This window comes from Bradyrhizobium sp. 22 (genome assembly GCF_000482425.1).
Lineage (GTDB): Bacteria > Pseudomonadota > Alphaproteobacteria > Rhizobiales > Xanthobacteraceae > Bradyrhizobium > Bradyrhizobium japonicum_B.
The window spans coordinates 4,658,519-4,676,940 of the sequence record NZ_KI519399.1 but is presented as its reverse complement, the minus strand read 5'-3'; the positions used below and the strand labels follow the sequence as shown (position 1 = coordinate 4,676,940).

Here is an 18,422-nt window from a genome sequence, read left to right as displayed (position 1 = left end):
CGACGACCGGCTTCGCCTCAGATGTCGACGACCAGCTTGCCGTTCGCCGCGTGATCGCGGATCAGCTCATAGGCATCGCCGACGCTCTCCATCGTAAAGCGCCTGGGATCGAGCTGCGGCACGAGCTTGCCGGCTTCGACGAGGCGAGTGGCCTCCGCCATGATCTGTCCGTGGTGCGCGCGGCCTTCGCCCGACAGCAGCGGCAGCAGCGTGAACACGCCGGAATAGGTGGCGGCGCGGAACGACAGCGGGGCAAGCGCGTGCGTGCCCCAGCCCAAGGCACTCACCACATGACCGAAGCGGCGCACCGCTTGAAAGGAGGCGTCGAGCACCTTGCCGCCGACGGTGTCGTAGACGATATCGAAGCCGCGGCCGCCGGCATGCTGCGCAACGTAGGCTTCGATCGGGCTGTCGCGGTCGATGAACACCGCGCCAAAGGCTTCGATGGTGCCACGCTGCGACGCCGAGCCCGTGGCGAACACGTCCGCCCCGAAGGCGCGCGCGATCTGAATCGCGACATGACCAACGCCGCCGGCGCCGCCGTGGATCAACACCTTCTGGCCTGCCTTCAGTCCCGCGCGGTCGATCAGGCCTTCCCAGGCGGTGATGACGATCAGGGGCAGGGCGGCCGCTTCCCGCATGCTGAGATTGCCGGGCTTCAATGCGAGGAGATCGGCATCGACCGCAGCGAACTCGGCCAGCGATCCCTGCACGCCGCCGACACCTCCGGTCATGCCGTAGACCTCGTCGCCCGGCTTGAACCGCGTCACCTCGCGCCCGCTGCGCTCGACGATTCCGGCCAGATCGATCCCCGGAATCGCCGGCAGCGGATGGCGCGCATGCGCGGCCATGCCGGCATGGATCTTGGTGTCGAGCGGATTGACGCCGCTGGCCCGCACCCGGACAAGCACGTCACGCGGACCGATCTCGGGCGTGGAGATGGTTGAGAGTCGCAGCGGCGCGTTGTGTGCTTCCAGCACGGCCGCACGCATCGTCGATTGTGTCGTCATGATCGTCTCGCTCCGTTGTCGCCCTTCAATATGCTCATGAAATTTTGCATGAAAAGAAACGAAGATGTACAATGATCATGCATTTCTGTATGAGGACGCATTGCGATGGACTGGGGCGACCTGCGCATCTTTCTGGCGATTGCCCGCGAAGGCACGCTCGGCGCCGCCGCGCGGAAGATCGGCCAGACCCAGCCGACGATGGGGCGGCGGCTTCGTGCGCTCGAAGCGTCGTTGGGTCAGACGCTGTTCCAGCGCACGGCCGACGGCTTCGTGCTGACCGACGAGGGTACGGCCGTGCTGCGCCACGCCGAGCGGATCGAAGACGAGACACTCGCGCTGCAGCGCCATGTGTCGGGTGCAGAGACGCAGCTCGATGGGGTGTTGCGCCTGTCCTCGTCGGACTGGTTCGGGACGGTGATGCTGTCGCCGGTGATCGCCGCGTTCGGCAAGCGCCACCCCAAAGTGGCGGTGGAGCTTCTGACCGACGCGCGGCTCTACAGTTTGCCGCGGCGCGAAGCCGACCTCGTCTTCCGCATCAAGCCGTTCAGCGAGCCCGAGGTGATCTCCAGAAAGCTGCTGCACATTCCCTACGCGCTCTATGCCAAGAAGGGCAGTAAACCGCCGCGGGCGGGGGACGGCAGCGGTATTCGCGTCGCGACCATGAATGCCGAATTCGCGGAGATGCCGGACGCGGTCTGGCTGAAGCGCATGCTGCCGAATGCGGACGTCGCCTCGCGCAGCAACAACAGGCAGGTGCAGGCCGAGCTTTGCGCGAGGGGTGGCGGCCTTGCCGTGCTGCCGCGGCCGCTCGGCGACAGCGATCGCCGTCTGGTCGCGCTCGACATCGGCACGCCGCCGCCCGGCCGCGACACCTATGTCGGCTATCATCGCGACCTCAAGCGCCTCGCTCGTCTGCGTGCGCTGCTCGATCTCGTGATCGAGCGGCTGGCAGGACCGCCGTCGTAGCCGCTCCATCAGGACGACAAGACCTTGTGGTGCCCGGCGGGCAAAACACCCGAGAGCTAGGTCAATCCGCTCCACCGAAAATATTCCACTTTACCGAATTTCGGAAATGACGTATGTGTCGCGCAACCCGGCCCAAGGAAGAGGGGCGTATCGCGATCGTCACGAACGCGGGCCGGGCGGCGGTGGACGCCGATGGCATCGGCGCGAAGGGTCTTGCAGGGCGGGCAACCGTGAGCAAGGCCGTCGCGCACACGACCGGTGCGATCGGCGTACGGCAAAATCGTGTGGTCCTGGCGCCCGGGGTCTGTGCGCCAAGTGTTGCGGTGATGCGGCGGCCCGACCGGGCCCGCGCATCGATCGTCCGCAAGGCGACGGGGGCAATAGTGCAACGCTCCCCGGGGAGAGCACGACATAAGCCGTTCCAACCACTGCGCAGGGAAGGCCGGGATGTCTCCGGTTGCCCTGTTCTCCGCTATGCAGCAGCACACGCAGTCTGCCCTTGGCATGGCGGTCCATGGGAGCCACCGGCTCCCGGTCTTCCCTGCGCCCTTTTCATTGATGGGGGCGAAGCAACACGCAAAGCTCGGGCGAACAAGCCGCGAGGATGCGATCCCATGTCAATCATTCACCGACGCTCGTGCCCCGGACGCTGCGCAGCGCCCTCTTCGGCGGTGCGCTGCAGAGCCGGGGCCCATGCAGCAGCGAGTGCCGTGGCCTGCTGGGTCCCGGCTCTGCGCAGCAGCGCAAGAGCGCTGCAGCGCGTCCGGGACACGCGAGAGACGCGCGCAATCACCACACACTCCGTCATTACGAGCGCAGCGACGCAATCCAAAATTCCTTCCGCGGCGGCAGTCTGGATTGCTTCGTCGCAAGGGCTCCTCGCAATGACGAGGAGAGAGCCGTGAGTCAACTCCGCTCTCGTGCCCCGGACGCAGCGCAGCACGAAGTGATGCGCTGCAGAGCCGGGGCCCATGCATCAGCGAGCCAGCGGCCTGCTGGGTCCCGGCTCTGCGCAGCAGCGCAAGAGCGCTGCTGCGCGTCCGGGACACGAGGCTCGCCTTCGCACCACCGTCACAGTCGCTAACGCGCACTAACCAACACCCGACTTAAAAGTGTCATAATCACCGAACGGAACCCGCGTTCGCGCGCTCTTTACATGTCGTTAAGTGCGCCTGCATTGGATGCGCCGGCAAAGTGCGTTGGGGACTGCCATGGATGCTACGAAGAAAGTGCCGGGAAAACCGGCCGCCGAAATGTTCGACGACATCCCGGTGCTTCAGCGCAAATGGCATGCCGCGTTGAAGCCGGGCGACCGGCTGCCGCGCTACGAGGACGTCATGCTCGGCAGTCTTGGGCGGCTCGCCGATCACATCGCGATCTTGAAGAACGACGGCGCGCTCGAACTGTCGCGGAGCGGACGTTACGTGCAGAAATGGCTCGGCGACGAGCGCTGGGACATTGCCGTCGCCGAATTGTCGCCGGATTGCGCCACGGCGCTGTCGGAAGCAGTGACCAGCGCGCTTGCCAACGGGCGGCCGCACCGGGCCAGCGCGCATTGCGTGCGCGACGGCATGGTGCGGACCTACGACGTGCTGGCGCTGCCGACAGCCTCGCGCTGGGGCGCCACGCTGGTCGGCGCCTATGTCAACGAGCGCGGCGCGCAGTACAATCTGCTGGACGCGATCTTCGCCTCGACCGACGACGCGGTGATCTCGCTGGCCACCTTGCGCGATGCCGGCGGCAAGCCGTTCGATCTCCAGGTCGTGCATCACAACAACAGCGCGAGCACGCTGCTGAAAGTCGCGACCGGCAGCCTGTTGTGGCGGCGAATCGGCGAGGGGACGACGCTGCTGGCCCTGCCCGAGATCATGGACTTTCTGCTCAAGACCCTCGCGGGCGGCCGCGGCGAGCAGCTCGAGATCGAGAGCGAGGGTCGGCACCTCCGTCTCGGTGCCACGGCCTTCGCCGACGTGGTTTCGCTGACGATCTCCGATGTCACCGCGCTGAAGCGGCGCGACGCCTCCTTCCGCCTGCTGTTCGACAACAACCCAATGCCGATGTGGGTGTTCGATGCCGAGACCAGGCAATTCCTCGGCGTCAACGACGCCGCGGTCCAGCATTACGGCTACAGCCGCGCCACCTTCCTGCGCATGAAGCTGCACGAGATCTGGCCGGAGGACGAGTGGGACAGCCACGCCGAGGCGCTCGAACGCCTCGGCGAAGCCTATCATTCCTCGCGCAACTGGCGGCACCTGCGCGCCGACGGCAGCGAGATCGAGGTGCTCACCTTCGGCCGCCGCGTCGCCTTCGACGATCGCGACGGTTATCTGGTCGCGGTGGTCGACATCACCGAACGGCGCAAGGCCGAGGCGCGCATCGCGCACATGGCCCACCACGACGGCCTCACCGACCTGCCGAACCGCGAATATTTCCGGGAGCGGCTGAAGCAGGCCCTGGATCAGGCCGGGGACAAGCGCGTCGGCGTGCTCTACATCGATCTCGACCTGTTCAAGAACATCAACGATTCCTTCGGCCACCCCGTGGGCGACCGCCTGCTCAAGGAGGTCGCCGGACGCCTGACCAAGGCGGTCCGCGGCCCCAATCTGGCGGCCCGGCTCGGCGGCGACGAGTTCGCGGTGATCCTCGGCGCCGACGTCTCGCCGAACGAGGCCAGCGCCTGCGCTGGCCTGCTGATCGACATGCTGAAGGCGCCTTATGCCATCGACGGTCAGGAGATGGTGATCGGCGCCAGCATCGGCATCGCGCTGTCGCCCGGCGACGGCATCACGCCCGAGGAGCTGATGCGAAATGCCGACATGGCGCTGTACCGGGCGAAGTCCGACGGCGGCGGCGTGCATCATTTCTTCGAGCGGGAGATGGACCTGCAGGCGCAGAAGCGCCGCGACATGGAGCTGGACCTGCGTCGTGCGTTCGCCAATGGCGAGTTCGAGCTGCACTACCAGCCGCTGGTGACGATCGCATCCGACCGCATCTCCGGCTTCGAATCGCTCTTGCGCTGGCGTCATCCGGACAAGGGCATGATCTCTCCGGCGGAATTCATTCCTGTCGCCGAGGACATCGGCCTCATCACCCAGTTGGGGGAGTGGGTGCTGCGCGAAGCCTGCGCAGAGGCCGTCAAATGGCCTGGCGACATCAAGGTCGCGGTCAATCTGTCGCCGGCGCAATTCCGCAGCCGCAACCTCGTGCAGGTCGTGATCTCGGCGCTGGCGCAGTCGGGCCTGTCGCCGCGACGGCTGGAGCTCGAAATCACGGAGTCGATCTTTCTGGCCGAGACCGATGCCAATCTCGCCATCTTGCATCAGCTGCGCGAGCTCGGCGTCGGTATTTCCATGGACGATTTCGGCACTGGCTATTCCAGCCTGAGCTACTTGCGCAGCTTTCCGTTCGACAAGATCAAGATCGACCGTTCCTTCGTGAAGGATCTGGCGGAGCGGCCCGATTGTGGCGCGATCGTGCGTGCGATCTCCGGCCTCGGCCGCAGCCTCAACATCACCACGACTGCGGAGGGCGTCGAGACCGAGGACCAGCTCGACTGGCTGCGCGCCGAAGGCTGCAACGAGGTGCAGGGGTTTCTGTTCAGCGCGGCGCGGCCTGCGGCCGAGATCGCAAGGCTGCTCGCCGATTTCGGTCGGCGCGCCTCACGGGCGGCGTAGCGCCTCGGGAAAGCTATCGTAGACCAGCGCCTTGAACGCGGGCGTGATGCGGCCGCGCTCGGTCTGGGTCTGCTGCATCATGAGGTAGACCATGTCGAGCTTGGGATCGACGCCGAAATAAGTGCCGCTGCCACTGTCCCATTTCAACTCGCCGAGCGAGCCCGGCGGCGGCGGTTTCGCGTTGCCGGGATCGGTCCGTACCGCAAGGCCGTAGCCGTAGCCGAAGCCGTCGCCCGGAAAATAGAAGTAATCGCGTCCGACGCCGGAGCCGGGCCCGATGTGATCCGTCGTCATCGCCTTGAAGGCAGCCGGACTCAGATAGCGCTTGCCTTCGAATTCGCCGCCGTTGAGCAGCATCTGCGCGAAGCGCTGATAGTCGGTGATGGTCGAGAGCAGGCCGCCGCCGCCGGACTGCCACTCGGGATGGTCGAGACGCTCGCGCTCGCCGGCGAGCAAAATGAGATCGTTCGGCAGCGGCCGCGCCATCCGCGCCAGCTCGGCCTCCGTCGCCAGCGCGAACTTGGTGCTGGTCATGCCGAGCGGATCGAAGATGCGTGCTTTCAGGAATTCGTACAGCGTCTGGCCCGAGATGATCTCGATGACGGCGCCGAGCACGTCGGTGGAATGGCCGTAGCGCCACAGCGTTCCAGGTTGCCGGGCCAGCGGCAGTTCTGCGATGCGATCGGCGAATTCCCTGTTGTTGAAGTGACCCCTGAAAATGTTGGCCATCTTGTAGGCGTGCTCGACCCACTGGCTGCCGATGTAATCGTAGCTGATGCCCGAAGTATGCCGCAGCAGATCCTCGATGTTGACGGGGCGGTCCGGTGGGTCGAGGTCCAGCTCGACCATGCCGCCGGGCAGGGTCACCTCGCGGCCCACTTTTGTCTCGGCGAACAGCGGGACGTATTTCGACACGGGGTCGGTGAGCGCGAGCTTGTCCTCGTCGATCAGCATCATCGCGCCGAGGCACGTGATCGGCTTGGTCATGGAGTGGATGGCGAAGATCGTATCGGGCGTCATGGGGAGGCCCGTCCTGGTGTCGCGCACGCCGAAGGTCTTGAGGTAGACCGGCTTGCCGTGCTGCTGCACCAGGATCACGGCGCCCGGCAGTCGGCCGCTCGTCACCTCGTTGTCGAAATACGCCGTGATGCGGTCGAGTCCGCCCGGCGACGGGGCGGGGATGTCGGCGGAGCGGCCTTGCGCCGCCGTGCCGGCGAGCATCGCGGCCCCGACGAGAAATTCACGGCGTCTCATCGGGCCTTCCTCCCTCGGCGGGATCAAAGCCGCAAGATGCCGGAAGGGTCAACACGCCATCGACTAGAAACGCGTCACGATTTCCGAAAGGAACGGTCGCGGACGGTCTTCGCTCGGCTTGGTCGGCGTGCCGATATGGATGAAGCCGGCGAGCTTCTCATCCGGCTTGAGGCCGAGGCCGTCGAGCACGTCGCGATCGAACGCGAACCAGCTGGTCAGCCAGCAGGCGCCGTAGCCCAGCGCGGTCGCGGCGGTGACGATGTTCATGGCGCTGGCGCCCGCCGACAATTCCTGCTCGAACGCCGGCACCTTCGGATGCGGCCTCGTGAAGCTGACGATGCCGATCACCAGCGGTGCATCCATCAGGCGCTTACGCTCGGTCTCGACGTCAGCCGCCGGCGCGCCGGGATTCTTCCGCGCAAAGACTTTTGCGATCACCTCGCCGGCGCGCTGGCGGGCTTCGCCCTCGAACACGATGAAGCGCCAGGGGGCCAGCTTGCCATGGTCGGGCACGCGCGCGCCGATGGTGAGGATCGTCTCGAGCTCGGCCGGAGAGGGGCCGGGCCCGGTCATCTCGCGCGGCTTGACCGAGCGGCGCGTCTTCAGGAGTTCGATGGCGTCGGGCACTGTGGCGTCCTTATGGCTTACTATTCTCGTGGCTTGCTATTCTCGCCCGGAGATAGGTCCTGCGGAAGACGAATGGAAGGGATTTTAGAGGGATTATGGGGTCCGCTGGCGCCCCGGCAAGAAAGTTATGGTCCCAAGTTGGGACTATGTTAAGATGAATTGAATGAGGGTCATAGCGCTCAGCAGGATCAGGGCTTTTCTCGATCGGACGAGCGGAGTCTCCGATGCCCGCGAACCCCTGATGGCCTGGTTTCGGCAGGTAAACCAGGCCGATTGGGCGAAGCCAGCGGACGTCAAGCGAGATATCGGAACCGCTAGTATTCTCAGGGATGGCCGTGTCGTCTTCAATGTCGCCGGCAACAAATATCTCGTCGTGGTCTGGATCAACTACCCATACCGCGTGGTCTATATTCGTTTTGTCGGAACGCACCGGCAGTACGACGCAATCGATGCGCAAACCATTTAGAAGGTCGATGATGGAGATCGCGCCAATCAAGTCTAACCGGGACTATCGTCGCGTACTCAAAGAGATCGAGACGTTGATGAATGCGCGCCGGAACTCGCCCGAGGGCGATCGGCTGGACGTACTTGTGACGCTCGTGGAGGCGTGGGAGCGGAAGCATTACCGCCTGGACCTTCCGGACCCGGTCGAAGCCATCAAGTATCATATGGAGCAGAGCGGCCTGCAGCCGAGGGATCTGATTCCCTTCATCGGGAGCCGCAACCGGGTTCACGAGGTGCTCAACCGACGGCGCGAACTGACACTCAGCATGATCCGACGCCTGCATGAGGGGCTCGGCATTCCTGCCGAGTCCCTCATTAAAGTCGGGCAAGACAGAGCCGCTTGAGCGCCGTCAGAAGGCGCCGCGCGCCCGCCGGACATCCGGCGGGGTTGCCTCGTCGACCAGCGCGGCGATCGCCTCGGCGGTCGTCATCACCTTCTGACCGTCGCTGCCGAGCCGGCGGACCGAGACCGAATGCGTCTCGGCCTCCTTCTTGCCGACCACGAGCAGCGCCGGAATCTTGGCCAGCGAGTGCTCGCGGACCTTGTAGTTGATCTTTTCGTTGCGCAGGTCGATCTCGACCCGCAGCCCGGCGCGCCGTGCCTGCTCCAATACTACCTTGGCGTATTCGTCGCCTTCTGAGGTGATGGTCGTGACCAGCGCCTGCACCGGAGCCAGCCAGAGCGGGAAGTTGCCGGCATAGTGCTCGATCAGGATGCCGATATAGCGCTCCATCGAGCCGCAGATCGCGCGGTGCACCATCACGGGCGGCTTCTTGCCGCCGTCATGGTCGATGTAGAACGCGCCGAAGCGCTCCGGCAGGTTGAAGTCCACCTGCGTGGTGCCGCACTGCCAGTCGCGGCCGATGGCATCGCGCAGCACGTACTCGAACTTCGGTCCGTAGAAGGCGCCTTCGCCCGGGTTGATCTCGGTCTTGATGTGATTGCTCTGCGACTGGATCTCGCGCAGCACGGTGGCCATCACGCGTTCGGCGTGATCCCACATCTCGTCCGTGCCGACGCGCTTTTCCGGCCGGGTCGACAGCTTCACGGTGAGATCGCCGGTGAAGCCGAAATCGGCATAGGTCGACAGGATCAGATCGTTGATCTTCAGGCATTCCTCGGCGAGCTGGTCCTCGGTGCAGAAGATGTGCGCATCGTCCTGGGTGAAGCCGCGCACGCGCATCAGGCCGTGCATGGCACCCGACGGCTCGTAGCGATGCACCACGCCGAACTCGGCGAGGCGCAGGGGGAGGTCGCGGTAGCTCTTCAGGCCGTGCTTGAAGATCTGGACGTGGCCGGGGCAGTTCATCGGCTTGAGCGCGAACCAGCGCTTGTCCTCGGCCTCGTCGCCGGCCGACTGCGCCGCGAACATGTTCTCGCGGTACCAGCCCCAATGGCCCGAGGTCTCCCACAGCACCTTGTCGAGGATCTGCGGCGCGTTGACCTCGCTGTAATCGCCGGTCAGGCGGCGGCGCATATAGGCGATCAGCTGCTGGAAGATGGTCCAGCCCTTCGGATGCCAGAACACGACGCCCGGACCTTCCTCCTGGAAATGGAAGAGGTCGAGCTCGCGCCCGAGCTTGCGGTGGTCGCGCTTCTCGGCTTCCTCGATCTGCTTGAGGTAGGCGTCGAGATCCTCCTGCTTGGCGAAGGCGGTGCCGTAGATGCGGGTCAGCATCGGGTTGTTGCTGTCGCCGCGCCAATAGGCGCCGGCCACCTTCATCAGCTTGAAGGCGTTGCCGACCTTGCCGGTCGAGGTCATGTGCGGGCCGCGGCAGAGATCGAACCAGTCGCCCTGGTAGTAAATCTTGATCGGCTCGGTGCCGGGAATGGCGTCGACCAGCTCGACCTTGAACGCCTCGCCCTTGTCGCGAAACACCTGCTTGGTCTTTTCGCGGTCCCAAACCTCTTTCGTGAAGGGTTTGTCGCGCGCGATGATCTCGCGCATCTTCTTCTCGATCGCGGCAAAGTCTTCCGGCGTGAACGGCTCGTTGCGGAAGAAGTCGTAGTAGAAGCCGTTCTCGATCACGGGACCGATCGTGACCTGCGTTCCCGGCCACAGCGTCTGCACGGCTTCGGCCAGCACGTGCGCGCAATCGTGGCGGATCAACTCGAGCGCGCGCGGATCGTCGCGACCAACGAGCTCGATCCTGGCGTCGTCCTCGATGGGATCGTTGAGGTCGGTGAGCACGCCGTCGAGGGCCATCGCGACCGTGCGCTTGGCCAGCGACGGCGATATGCCCTTGGCGACGTCGAGGCCGCTGATGCTCTTGTCGTATTCGCGCCGGGCGCCGTCGGGGAAGGTGAGGGTGACCTTGGCGGCGGGGGTCACGGGCTTGAGATTGGACAGGCTGTACTGGAAGCCGGACTCGGACTTGGGCTGATCGGTCATTTCTTTTCTCCTGAGGCTCACTCCTGCGAACGAGCGCAGGTAAGCGGGAACGAGCGATATATCAGGCGATTCGGCCTGCGCAATCCGGCAATTCCAAGAAAGTGGCGCGCAAAAGCCGAGACGCCGCTTCAACTATTTGGCCGCGTGCCCTTTGACTTGCCGCGGGGCTGCTCTACATGCAGTTGCATGAAAAATCCTCCCGTTGCCGGCCGTTTCGCGCCGACCGCCCTGATGCTTGGCAATCTGGTCACCGGCTGCTCCGTGCTTGCCCCCGCGGGCATGCTGCCCGAATTGGCTGGGGGACTCGATGTCAGCATTCATGCCGCCGGGCTGCTGATCACCTTCGGCGCGGTGACGCTGTGCATCGGCTCGCCGCTGACGGCCTGGCTCACCAGCCGCATCGAACGGCGGACGCTGCTCAGCGCGACGCTCGCCGTGCTGGCTTTGGGCAATCTCGCCTCGGCCTTTGCCCCCGATTACACCAGCCTCCTCGTCATCCGCCTCGTCATGCTCGCGGTCGGTGCGCTCTACACGCCGCAGGCCGCCGGCACGGCGGCGCTGATCGTCCCGGCCGAGCGCCGCGGCAGCACCATCGCCTATGTCTTTCTCGGCTGGTCGCTGGCTGCCGCCGTCGGTCTTCCGCTGATCACCTTCATCGCCAGCCGCTATGGCTGGCGGGCAGCCTATGGCGAGATCGGCGTGCTCGGTTGTCTCAGCTTCGTGCTGTTGCTGCTGCGATTGCCGGCGGGCTTGCAAGGAGTGCCGGTGGATTTGAAGACCTGGGGCGAGGTCGGCCGCGACACGACGATTCTGCTGCTGCTTGCGATCACCATGCTGCATATGTCCGGCCAGTTCGTTATCTTCACCTACATGGGCCCGCTGCTCAACAAGCTCACCGGCGCTGGCCCCGATGCGATCGGCACGGTGTTCGCGCTCTACGGCATCTGCGGCTTCCTCGGCGTCGTCATCGCCACCCGCATCGTCGACACCTGGGGGCCCTATCGGACCTCGCTGCTGTTCACCTGCCTGCTGCTGGCGGGGGTCACAGGCTGGGCGATCGGCGCCGGGACGCTTGCCTTCATGACGTGCGGGGTTGCGATCTGGGGCCTCGGCTTTGCCTCGACCAATTCGATGCAGCAGGTCCGGCTGGTCGCCGCCGCGCCGTCGCTGGCATCGGCGACCGTCGCGCTCAACACCTCCGTCCTCTATATCGGCCAGGCGGTCGGCTCCGCCATCGGCGGATTGTTGTTCGCCCGCGGGCTCCTGCACACGCTCGGCTTCGTCGCCGTCGGTTTCGTCGCGCTGGCGCTGATCCTGGTGGTCCTGACCCGGCCGCAACAGGCCGCTGCCACGGCCTGACTTTCACGCCTGGCGTGCGCAAGGTGCTTGGCAAACAGCGCGCGAGAGGGCTAGAACGCCGGTCATGGGGACCAAAGAGAGTTGACTGAAATGAGGATGATTCTGGCGGTTGCCGCGGTGCTCTATTCAGCCTCCGCGTTCGCGCAAGCCGACAAGCCACCGATGGTCGGGGACAAGCCCTTGGTGCAGGTCAAGCCCAAAGGGACCAAGGAGGCGACGGCAACGGCGCCGAAGGGCAAGCCGCAATCGATCGCCGTGCGGCTCCAGGCCTGTCTCGAGATCGACGACGGCACCAAGGACCGCCTCAATTGCTACGACGCCGTAATGCCGCCGGCCCCGAAGCCGAAGCCTGCGAAGGCCAAGGGCTACGCCGATTGCCGGTTCTTCAAGGAAGAGGACGAGCGGCTGACCTGCTTCAACGGTTTTGCCGAGAGCATCCCGAAGCTGCCCAAGAACTGATGTTAGGAACTGATGCTGCGGGACATGCTCAGTTGCCGATCCGGCTGAGCAGCCGCAAGGCTAAAGCATGATCCGGAAAAGTGCGAAGCGGTTTTCCGAGTAGATCATGCTTAAACAACAACCTAAAGCGCGATGACGATTCAGCCTAATCGCATCGCGCTTTAGCGGCTGGATGCCACGCGCGTCAGCGCCAGCGACGGCGTCGCCGCCATCTTCACCAGCACGTCCTTGAGCGGATCCTGCGTCCAGGCGCGGGTGACATAGTCGCGATGGGTGATGCCGTCGGCGGTCTCGACGAACACCACGCTGCCTGGACGGAGCGGCTGATCCATGTCCTCGGCGACGCTGATGCCCTTCTGGCGGAGCATGCTCATCAGCTCGCGGTCGCGCCGCGCGGTGTGGCGGGTATAGGCGCTGACGAAGAAGCCGGAGCGGTGACTTTCGATCCAGGACGCGAACTTGTCCAGTTCGCCATAGATGGCATCGAGCAGCACGACGCCGCGGACGCGCTCGCTGATGCCGCCGACCTCCAGGCTCCAGGCCGTCGGCAGGAAGCCGCCGCTATAGCCGACGATCACGATCGGCATGCTGGCGAAGGCGCGCGCGCCGTTGGGATCGCCGGTGACGCGGGCGAGATGCTCGGCCGATTCAGCCATGAAGCGCTTGAAGCCGCCCGGTTGCCAGAACTTGCCGGCGCTGGAATCGGCGGCATCGACCGCCATCTGCGGGGCGAGCAGAACGGCGTTGGCGCCGGAATCGGTGATCTGCTTGGGCACCATCTGGCGATCGCGCACGTCGCGTTCGAGCGTTGCGCCGTTGCCGTGGAAGAACACCACGATCACGCCCGGCTTGCGCGCGTCGAAATGCTGAGGGATGTGCACCAGCACGCGGCTGTCGTTATAGGTCTCGTCCTGCCAGAACACGCGACCGGAATAGCTGCGGTGGCCGCGGCGGTCGCCCTTGGCAATGTTGAGGAACGGTGCGTCGGAGGCGGGGTTGTTGCCGAAATAGGGAAAGGCCGACGACTTCATGCTGACCAGGGTCGTCAGGCCCTCGCGGGCGGGGCGCTTGTAGGGGACCTGCGGCTCGAGCGAGGCGACCTTGTAAGGTGCCTGCTCCGGCGGCTGCTGCTGCACAGCGTGCTTGGGCGAGAAATCGGACATCTGCCGCTGTAGAAGACTTTCGCTCGCGGACGGAAAGCGCTCCCTGAACTGCGGGGCCGGGAAGCGATCCTCGAACGTGTCGCCACTCGCCACCTTCTGGTTCGTCTTCGCAACGATCTGGACGTTCGCTTGCGAGTTCGCCGCGAGCGCCGCCGGGTTCGGTGCCTTGCCGCATTGAACCAGCGTCAGCGACAGCGGCACCAAGGCTGAGATCAGGCCGAGCCGGAGCGCACGACTGCGCGCATCGGAGGGGATCCGATCGGCACGCATGTCAGCTCTCGATTTCGGAACGGCCCCGACCATCCACCCATGACCCCAAAGTCACGTCCAATCGGCAATTTCGATACAATTGAGCCGACCGGCGTTTAGGCGACGTTAAGCGTCCGGAGAAACTTCCCCACATCCGGAACGCTCAAAAGGACCATGCAATCGTGTCCTGATTGTGGGGAGGGAGGACGGGGCTTTCCGCGGCTTATGCCGCTTTTTCTCTCGTTAGCGGCAATAGCGGTGCTCAAGTACCCGTTTCCGTTGCCTCATTTAACCCTTGTTAACCCTGCTTGAATTGACTGGGCCAAGCTGCACGATGCGCCCGCGAGGCACCACGCCTCAGGCCAAGGACCCCGATGACGGCATCAGATGCGGGAACCGAACCCTGGACTGGCCGGCTGACCGGAAGCGGGACAGGGGTCTCGGTTCTGGTCGCGACCGCCATCGTCGTGGCCGACATGATCGGGGTCGGCGTCTTCACCAGCCTCGGCTTCCAGGTCAAGGATATCCCGTCCGGGTTCTCGATCCTGCTGCTGTGGACCGTCGGCGGCATCGTCGCGCTCTGCGGGGTGTTCGCCTACAGCGAGCTCGGGGCGATGTTTCCGCGCTCGAGCGGCGAGTACAATTTCCTCGGCCGTGCCTATCATCCGGCGTTCGGCTTTCTCGCCGGCTGGGTGTCGGCGACAGTGGGCTTCGCGGCGCCGGTGGCTCTCGCCGCAATGGCGTTCGGCGAATACGCCAAATCGGTCGTGCCCGATCTGCCGCCGATCCCGCTCGCCATCGCCGTGGTGTGGCTGGTCTCGCTCGTGCAGCTGACCGGCGTCAGGCATTCCTCGACCTTCCAGCTGATCTCGACCATCATCAAGGTCGCGCTGATCGTCGCATTCCTGGTCGCCGGCTTCGTCATCGGCGTGCCGCAGCCGATCACCTTCACGCCGCAGCCGGGCGATCTCGCCCACATCGTCAGCGCGCCGTTCGCGATCGGGCTCGTCTTCGTGATGTATTCGTTCTCCGGCTGGAATGCCGCGACTTACATCATTGGCGAGATGAACATGCCGCAGCGGAATCTGCCGCGCGCGATGCTGGCGGGGACGCTGATCGTGCTCGTGCTGTATGTCGCGCTGAACGCGGTGTTCCTCTATTCCACGCCGGTCGGTGCGCTCGCCGGCCAGCTCGATGTGGCCAGTGTTGCCGGCACCGCGATCTTCGGCAGTCTCGGCGGCCGCATCGTCGGCGCGATGATCTGCGTCGGCCTGGTCTCCTCGATCTCCGCGATGATGTGGATCGGCCCGCGCGTGATGATGACGATGGGGGAGGACATTCCGGCCCTGCGCGTGTTCTCGAAGCGATCGACGAGCGGCGCGCCGGCCTACGCCATCCTGTTCCAGCTCGCGGTGGCGACGCTGCTGCTGTTCACGCGCAGCTTCGAGGCGGTACTCGACTTCATCCAGTTCGCACTGTTGTTCTGCTCGTTTTTCACGGTCGCCGGCGTCATCAAGCTGCGCATCACCGCCCCCGATCTGCCCAGGCCCTATCGCGTCTGGGGATACCCGTTCACGCCCCTGGTTTTCCTGCTCGTGACCGCGTTCATGATGTACTACCTCTTGACCGAGCGGCCGGTGCAGTCGCTCTCGGGGATGCTCGTCATGCTGTCGGGCCTGTTGATTTATGCCGTTTTCCGCAGGCGGCCGGTCGCCGCTGGCAATTCACACACTCGCGAATAGACATGTTTCGACCCCTCAGAATTGCAGCCGCCGCTCTTGCCCTGCTGGCTGCGGCCGCCTCCTCCGCCCCCGCCGCCGACATCACCTTCGATGACACCGCGCGCTTCCTTGCGGGCATGCAGCCTTCGGCGGACTCGCCGCTGCTGCCGCTGACAAAGGAGCCGGGGTGGCAGCGCCATGCCAAGTTCTTCGACGGCGCCTTCGCCCAGCTCGAACAGCGCCAGCTCTCGAAGATCCGCGATTGGGCCGACGTCAATCTCGCCGCGCCCCGGCCGACCATGTTCTACATGTTCAGCGGCCCGGATTTCCTCTACGCCAACGCCTTCTATGCCAAGGCCAGCACCTACGTGCTCGGCGCGCTGGAGCCGGTCGGTGCGGTGCCCGATTTGACGCGGCTGCCGCGCGGTTCGATCAGTGCCGCGCTCTACAATGTCGAACGTTCGCTCGGCTCGATCCTGAGCTTCTCGTTCTTCATCACCAAGCAGATGAAGGTCGACCTGCACGCCAATCAGGTCAACGGCACCTTGCCGATCCTCTATGTCTTCCTGGCGCGCTCCGGCAAGACCATCCGCAACGTCGAGATGGTCGCGCTCGACGCCAAGGGGGGGATGCATGCCGCTGGCGACAATCCGGGACCGAACGCCGCCCATGGCGTCCGCATCACCTTCGCCGGCAGCGACGGCGAAGCACGCACGCTGTATTATTTCTCCACCGACCTTTCCAATGCCGGCGCGCGCAACACCGGCTTCCTGAAATTCTGCGAGACGCTGGGGCCGGGCAACAGCCTGCTCAAGAGCGCGTCCTATCTGCTGCACTCCGGAAACTTCACCGTCGTCCGCGACTGGCTGCTCGCCAACAGCGCCACCATCATCCAGGACGATTCCGGCATTCCGCTTGCGAATTACGGCGCACGGCAGTGGCGGTTCTTCCCGTTCGGCCGCTATCTCGGGCCGATCGGCGAATTCCCCGGCCGCTACCAGGAGCGCTATGCCGAGCTGTTCACTCGGGCCCAGCCGATCGACTTCGGCGTCGGCTACCGCTGGCGCAAGCACGAGTCGAACTTGCTGCTCGCGGTGAAAGTGCCGGGCAGCGAAACGCCGCCGAGCGGGGAGGCGACCTCGTCGGCCGAGCCGGCCCCGAAGCCGCCGCGTCCGAAACGGCTGCGACCGCCCGAGTCGATCCCGCCGCAATCCGGGCGCTTCTACTGGTTCCGATGATTACCAGTGCACGCTCTGGCTCGGCACGATGAACGCCGTCGTGCTTGGCGGCGTCGCAAGGCTCGATGCCAGGTACCAGCCCGAGCCGAGCACGAGCGCCAGCAAGGCGACGATTGCGAGCAGGTCGATGGTGCGGGGGTCGTGGTGCCGCCTGGAGCCGCGGGCGGGCCCAAGTCTGGTGTGAATAAGCCTGGCGTGAAGGTGGGGGCTGATTTTCCAGCGCATTGTTGTTTCCTCCCCAAGGGAGCGGCAAAACAACGCGGGAGCAAAGTCCAAGGTTCCAGTCAGGCGCCCGCCAACGCAATCGCAAGCTCAGGGCGCATTGACGCCGCGCCATCGGCCATAGCGCCATGGTAGGTACCAGCGCGCGCCTTGCGGTGCGGTCAGCGGCACGTTGTCAATGCCTGATGTGCCGAAGGGATGGCAGCGCAGCAGCCGCGCCAGCGTCATCCAGCCGCCGGCCCACAGCCCGAACCGTTCGATCGCTTCGTCGCCGTAGACCGAGCAAGTCGGCAGATGCCGGCAATTGTAGCCGACCAGGGGCGACAGCGTGTGGCGGTACAGCCAGATCAGCGCACGGCCGAATCTGCGCGGGAGCCGAAGCGCCCCTTCGACTGAGCTGGAACAATGCCCGCAGGCTGAATGCTTCATGTGCGCGGTGCTGCGATGTTAAGCGAGGTGTTGCACGGTTCCAAGGCGAGGAACTGTAAGCTGTTGTTTGCGCGCCATATTTTGCATGCTTTCTGGGAGCAGTGCAGCAAGTACCTATGGACGATCTGTATTCCCCCGGATACCATTTTTGTGACGTTCGTGTGTAGACTCATCGGACGCAAAACGGGGCTTGCCTGAATCGCCTCTGGGGCTTGGGGAAGGGACCAGTTTGAAAGTTCTGAAGTCGCTCAATCTTCGCGGCTGGTTGCTGGTGGGAACCGCCGTGTGTGGAGTCGTGCTGGCTGGCGCCGTCGCGACACTCGGGTCGTCGGCCCGAGCGGGTAGCGCGCTCGAAGAGCGCAAGCTGCCGATGAAGTTCAGCTGGGTCGCCTGCGAGCCGAACTGCCGCGGTTGGGTCAGCGCGGTCGGTATCATCACCGCCGACACCCCCAAGGCTTTCGAAGAATTCTCTCGCGGACGTCAGCTCGGCGGCGCCACCGTGGTGCTCGATTCCAGCGGCGGTTCCGTCAACGACGCGATCACGCTTGGCCGGCGCTTCCGCAATCTCGGCCTGCTGACCACGGTCGGCGTCAGCCTGCGCGGCGGGCAGTCGGCCCGCCCGGCGGTCGCGCCCGAGGCCTATTGCGAATCCATGTGCGTGTTCCTGCTGCTGGCCGGCAAGAAGCGCTACGTGCCGGAAGCCGCCCATGTCCGCGTCCACCAGATCTGGATGGGCGACCGCGCCGACGATGCCAAGGCGGCGAGCTACAGCGCCCAGGACCTGATGATCGTGGAGCGGGACATCGGCCGGCTCGCCAAATACACCTTCGATATGGGCGGCACCGGCGATCTGCTGTCGCTCGCGCTCAGCGTTCCGCCCTGGGAAGATCTGCACGAGCTGGATGCCGGCGAGCTCAAGGTCACCAATCTGGTAACGACCGATCTCGTCGCCGACGTGCTGCCGCATGTGGACATCTCCGCACCGGCGATGGCGGGGCTTGCCCCGAAGACGCAGGCAAGGTTCGGCGAGGAGCCGGAGCAGCCTTCCAAGTCGACCAAGACGGCGGAAGCCGTGGTGCCGACGGGCGGCGTGGCCGCGCCGGCTGCGGCGACACCGAAGTAAGATTCTTCGCCGTCATTCCGGGGCGTCGCAA

At 65.0% G+C, this 18,422-nt stretch carries 16 protein-coding genes; 9 read left to right on the top strand and 7 right to left on the bottom strand.

Annotated elements, in window-relative coordinates:
• Nucleotides 1-17: 17 nt before the first annotated feature.
• Complete coding sequence (locus tag K410_RS0123970; protein WP_028137217.1) at nt 18-1,010, bottom strand: zinc-dependent alcohol dehydrogenase family protein; 993 nt, start codon at nt 1,008-1,010, stop codon at nt 18-20.
• A gap of 105 nt (nt 1,011-1,115) precedes the next feature.
• Here K410_RS0123970 and K410_RS0123965 point away from each other — a divergent pair, with 105 nt between their 5' ends.
• Both K410_RS0123965 and K410_RS0123955 read left to right on the top strand, forming a co-directional pair.
• Entirely contained in the window at nt 1,116-1,976 is an 861-nt protein-coding gene (locus K410_RS0123965; RefSeq protein ID WP_028137216.1) for a LysR family transcriptional regulator, read from the top strand.
• Between the two features lie 1,211 nt (nt 1,977-3,187).
• Nucleotides 3,188-5,650, top strand: coding sequence for a putative bifunctional diguanylate cyclase/phosphodiesterase (locus K410_RS0123955; RefSeq protein WP_028137214.1), 2,463 nt, complete (start codon nt 3,188-3,190; stop codon nt 5,648-5,650).
• Here K410_RS0123955 and K410_RS0123950 read toward each other — a convergent pair.
• Nucleotides 5,636-6,904: a serine hydrolase domain-containing protein gene (locus K410_RS0123950; protein ID WP_028137213.1), complete on the bottom strand. Its 1,269-nt coding sequence runs from the start codon at nt 6,902-6,904 to the stop codon at nt 5,636-5,638. The genes K410_RS0123955 and K410_RS0123950 overlap by 15 nt on opposite strands.
• A gap of 63 nt (nt 6,905-6,967) precedes the next feature.
• Nucleotides 6,968-7,531: a nitroreductase family protein gene (locus K410_RS0123945; protein WP_028137212.1), complete on the bottom strand. Its 564-nt coding sequence runs from the start codon at nt 7,529-7,531 to the stop codon at nt 6,968-6,970.
• Nucleotides 7,532-7,772: 241 nt separating this feature from the next.
• On the opposite strand from K410_RS0123945, the gene K410_RS0123940 reads away from it, so the two are divergent.
• Both K410_RS0123940 and K410_RS0123935 read left to right on the top strand, forming a co-directional pair.
• Nucleotides 7,773-7,997, top strand: a complete 225-nt coding sequence (locus tag K410_RS0123940; protein ID WP_245269445.1) for a type II toxin-antitoxin system HigB family toxin — start codon at nt 7,773-7,775, stop codon at nt 7,995-7,997.
• A 10-nt stretch (nt 7,998-8,007) separates the two neighbouring features.
• Complete coding sequence (locus K410_RS0123935) at nt 8,008-8,379, top strand: helix-turn-helix domain-containing protein (protein ID WP_028137210.1); 372 nt, start codon at nt 8,008-8,010, stop codon at nt 8,377-8,379.
• Nucleotides 8,380-8,385: 6 nt separating this feature from the next.
• Here the strand turns inward: K410_RS0123935 and thrS are convergent, their stop codons facing one another.
• Nucleotides 8,386-10,428 carry a threonine--tRNA ligase gene (gene thrS, locus K410_RS0123930; protein WP_049820189.1) on the bottom strand — a complete coding sequence of 681 codons (2,043 nt, stop codon included), beginning with the start codon at nt 10,426-10,428 and terminating at the stop codon, nt 8,386-8,388.
• Nucleotides 10,429-10,614: 186 nt separating this feature from the next.
• Here thrS and K410_RS0123925 point away from each other — a divergent pair, with 186 nt between their 5' ends.
• A complete protein-coding gene (locus tag K410_RS0123925) occupies nt 10,615-11,787 on the top strand; it encodes an MFS transporter (RefSeq protein ID WP_028137208.1) in 1,173 nt (390 codons plus the stop codon).
• A gap of 90 nt (nt 11,788-11,877) precedes the next feature.
• Complete coding sequence (locus K410_RS0123920) at nt 11,878-12,246, top strand: hypothetical protein (RefSeq protein ID WP_028137207.1); 369 nt, start codon at nt 11,878-11,880, stop codon at nt 12,244-12,246.
• 161 nt (nt 12,247-12,407) lie between these two features.
• On the opposite strand, the gene K410_RS0123915 is transcribed toward K410_RS0123920, so the two are convergent.
• A complete protein-coding gene (locus K410_RS0123915; RefSeq protein WP_245269444.1) occupies nt 12,408-13,679 on the bottom strand; it encodes an alpha/beta hydrolase in 1,272 nt (423 codons plus the stop codon).
• A 353-nt stretch (nt 13,680-14,032) separates the two neighbouring features.
• On the opposite strand from K410_RS0123915, the gene K410_RS0123910 reads away from it, so the two are divergent.
• Together K410_RS0123910 and K410_RS0123905 are read left to right on the top strand one after the other, a co-directional pair.
• On the top strand, nt 14,033-15,400 hold the full coding sequence (locus K410_RS0123910) for an APC family permease (protein ID WP_028137205.1): 1,368 nt from the start codon (nt 14,033-14,035) through the stop codon (nt 15,398-15,400).
• Nucleotides 15,401-15,402: 2 nt separating this feature from the next.
• The gene (locus K410_RS0123905) at nt 15,403-16,617 is read left to right on the top strand and encodes a hypothetical protein (RefSeq protein WP_028137204.1); all 1,215 of its coding nucleotides are present in this window, start codon (nt 15,403-15,405) and stop codon (nt 16,615-16,617) included.
• Here K410_RS0123905 and K410_RS0123900 read toward each other — a convergent pair whose 3' ends face one another.
• Together K410_RS0123900 and yidD are read right to left on the bottom strand one after the other, a co-directional pair.
• Entirely contained in the window at nt 16,618-16,842 is a 225-nt protein-coding gene (locus tag K410_RS0123900) for a hypothetical protein (protein ID WP_028137203.1), read from the bottom strand. It abuts the gene before it with no gap.
• Between the two features lie 87 nt (nt 16,843-16,929).
• Complete coding sequence (gene yidD, locus K410_RS0123895) at nt 16,930-17,268, bottom strand: membrane protein insertion efficiency factor YidD (RefSeq protein ID WP_028137202.1); 339 nt, start codon at nt 17,266-17,268, stop codon at nt 16,930-16,932.
• Nucleotides 17,269-17,497: 229 nt separating this feature from the next.
• Here yidD and K410_RS0123890 point away from each other — a divergent pair, with 229 nt between their 5' ends.
• Nucleotides 17,498-18,391, top strand: coding sequence for a COG3904 family protein (locus K410_RS0123890; RefSeq protein ID WP_028137201.1), 894 nt, complete (start codon nt 17,498-17,500; stop codon nt 18,389-18,391).
• Nucleotides 18,392-18,422: the final 31 nt, after the last annotated feature.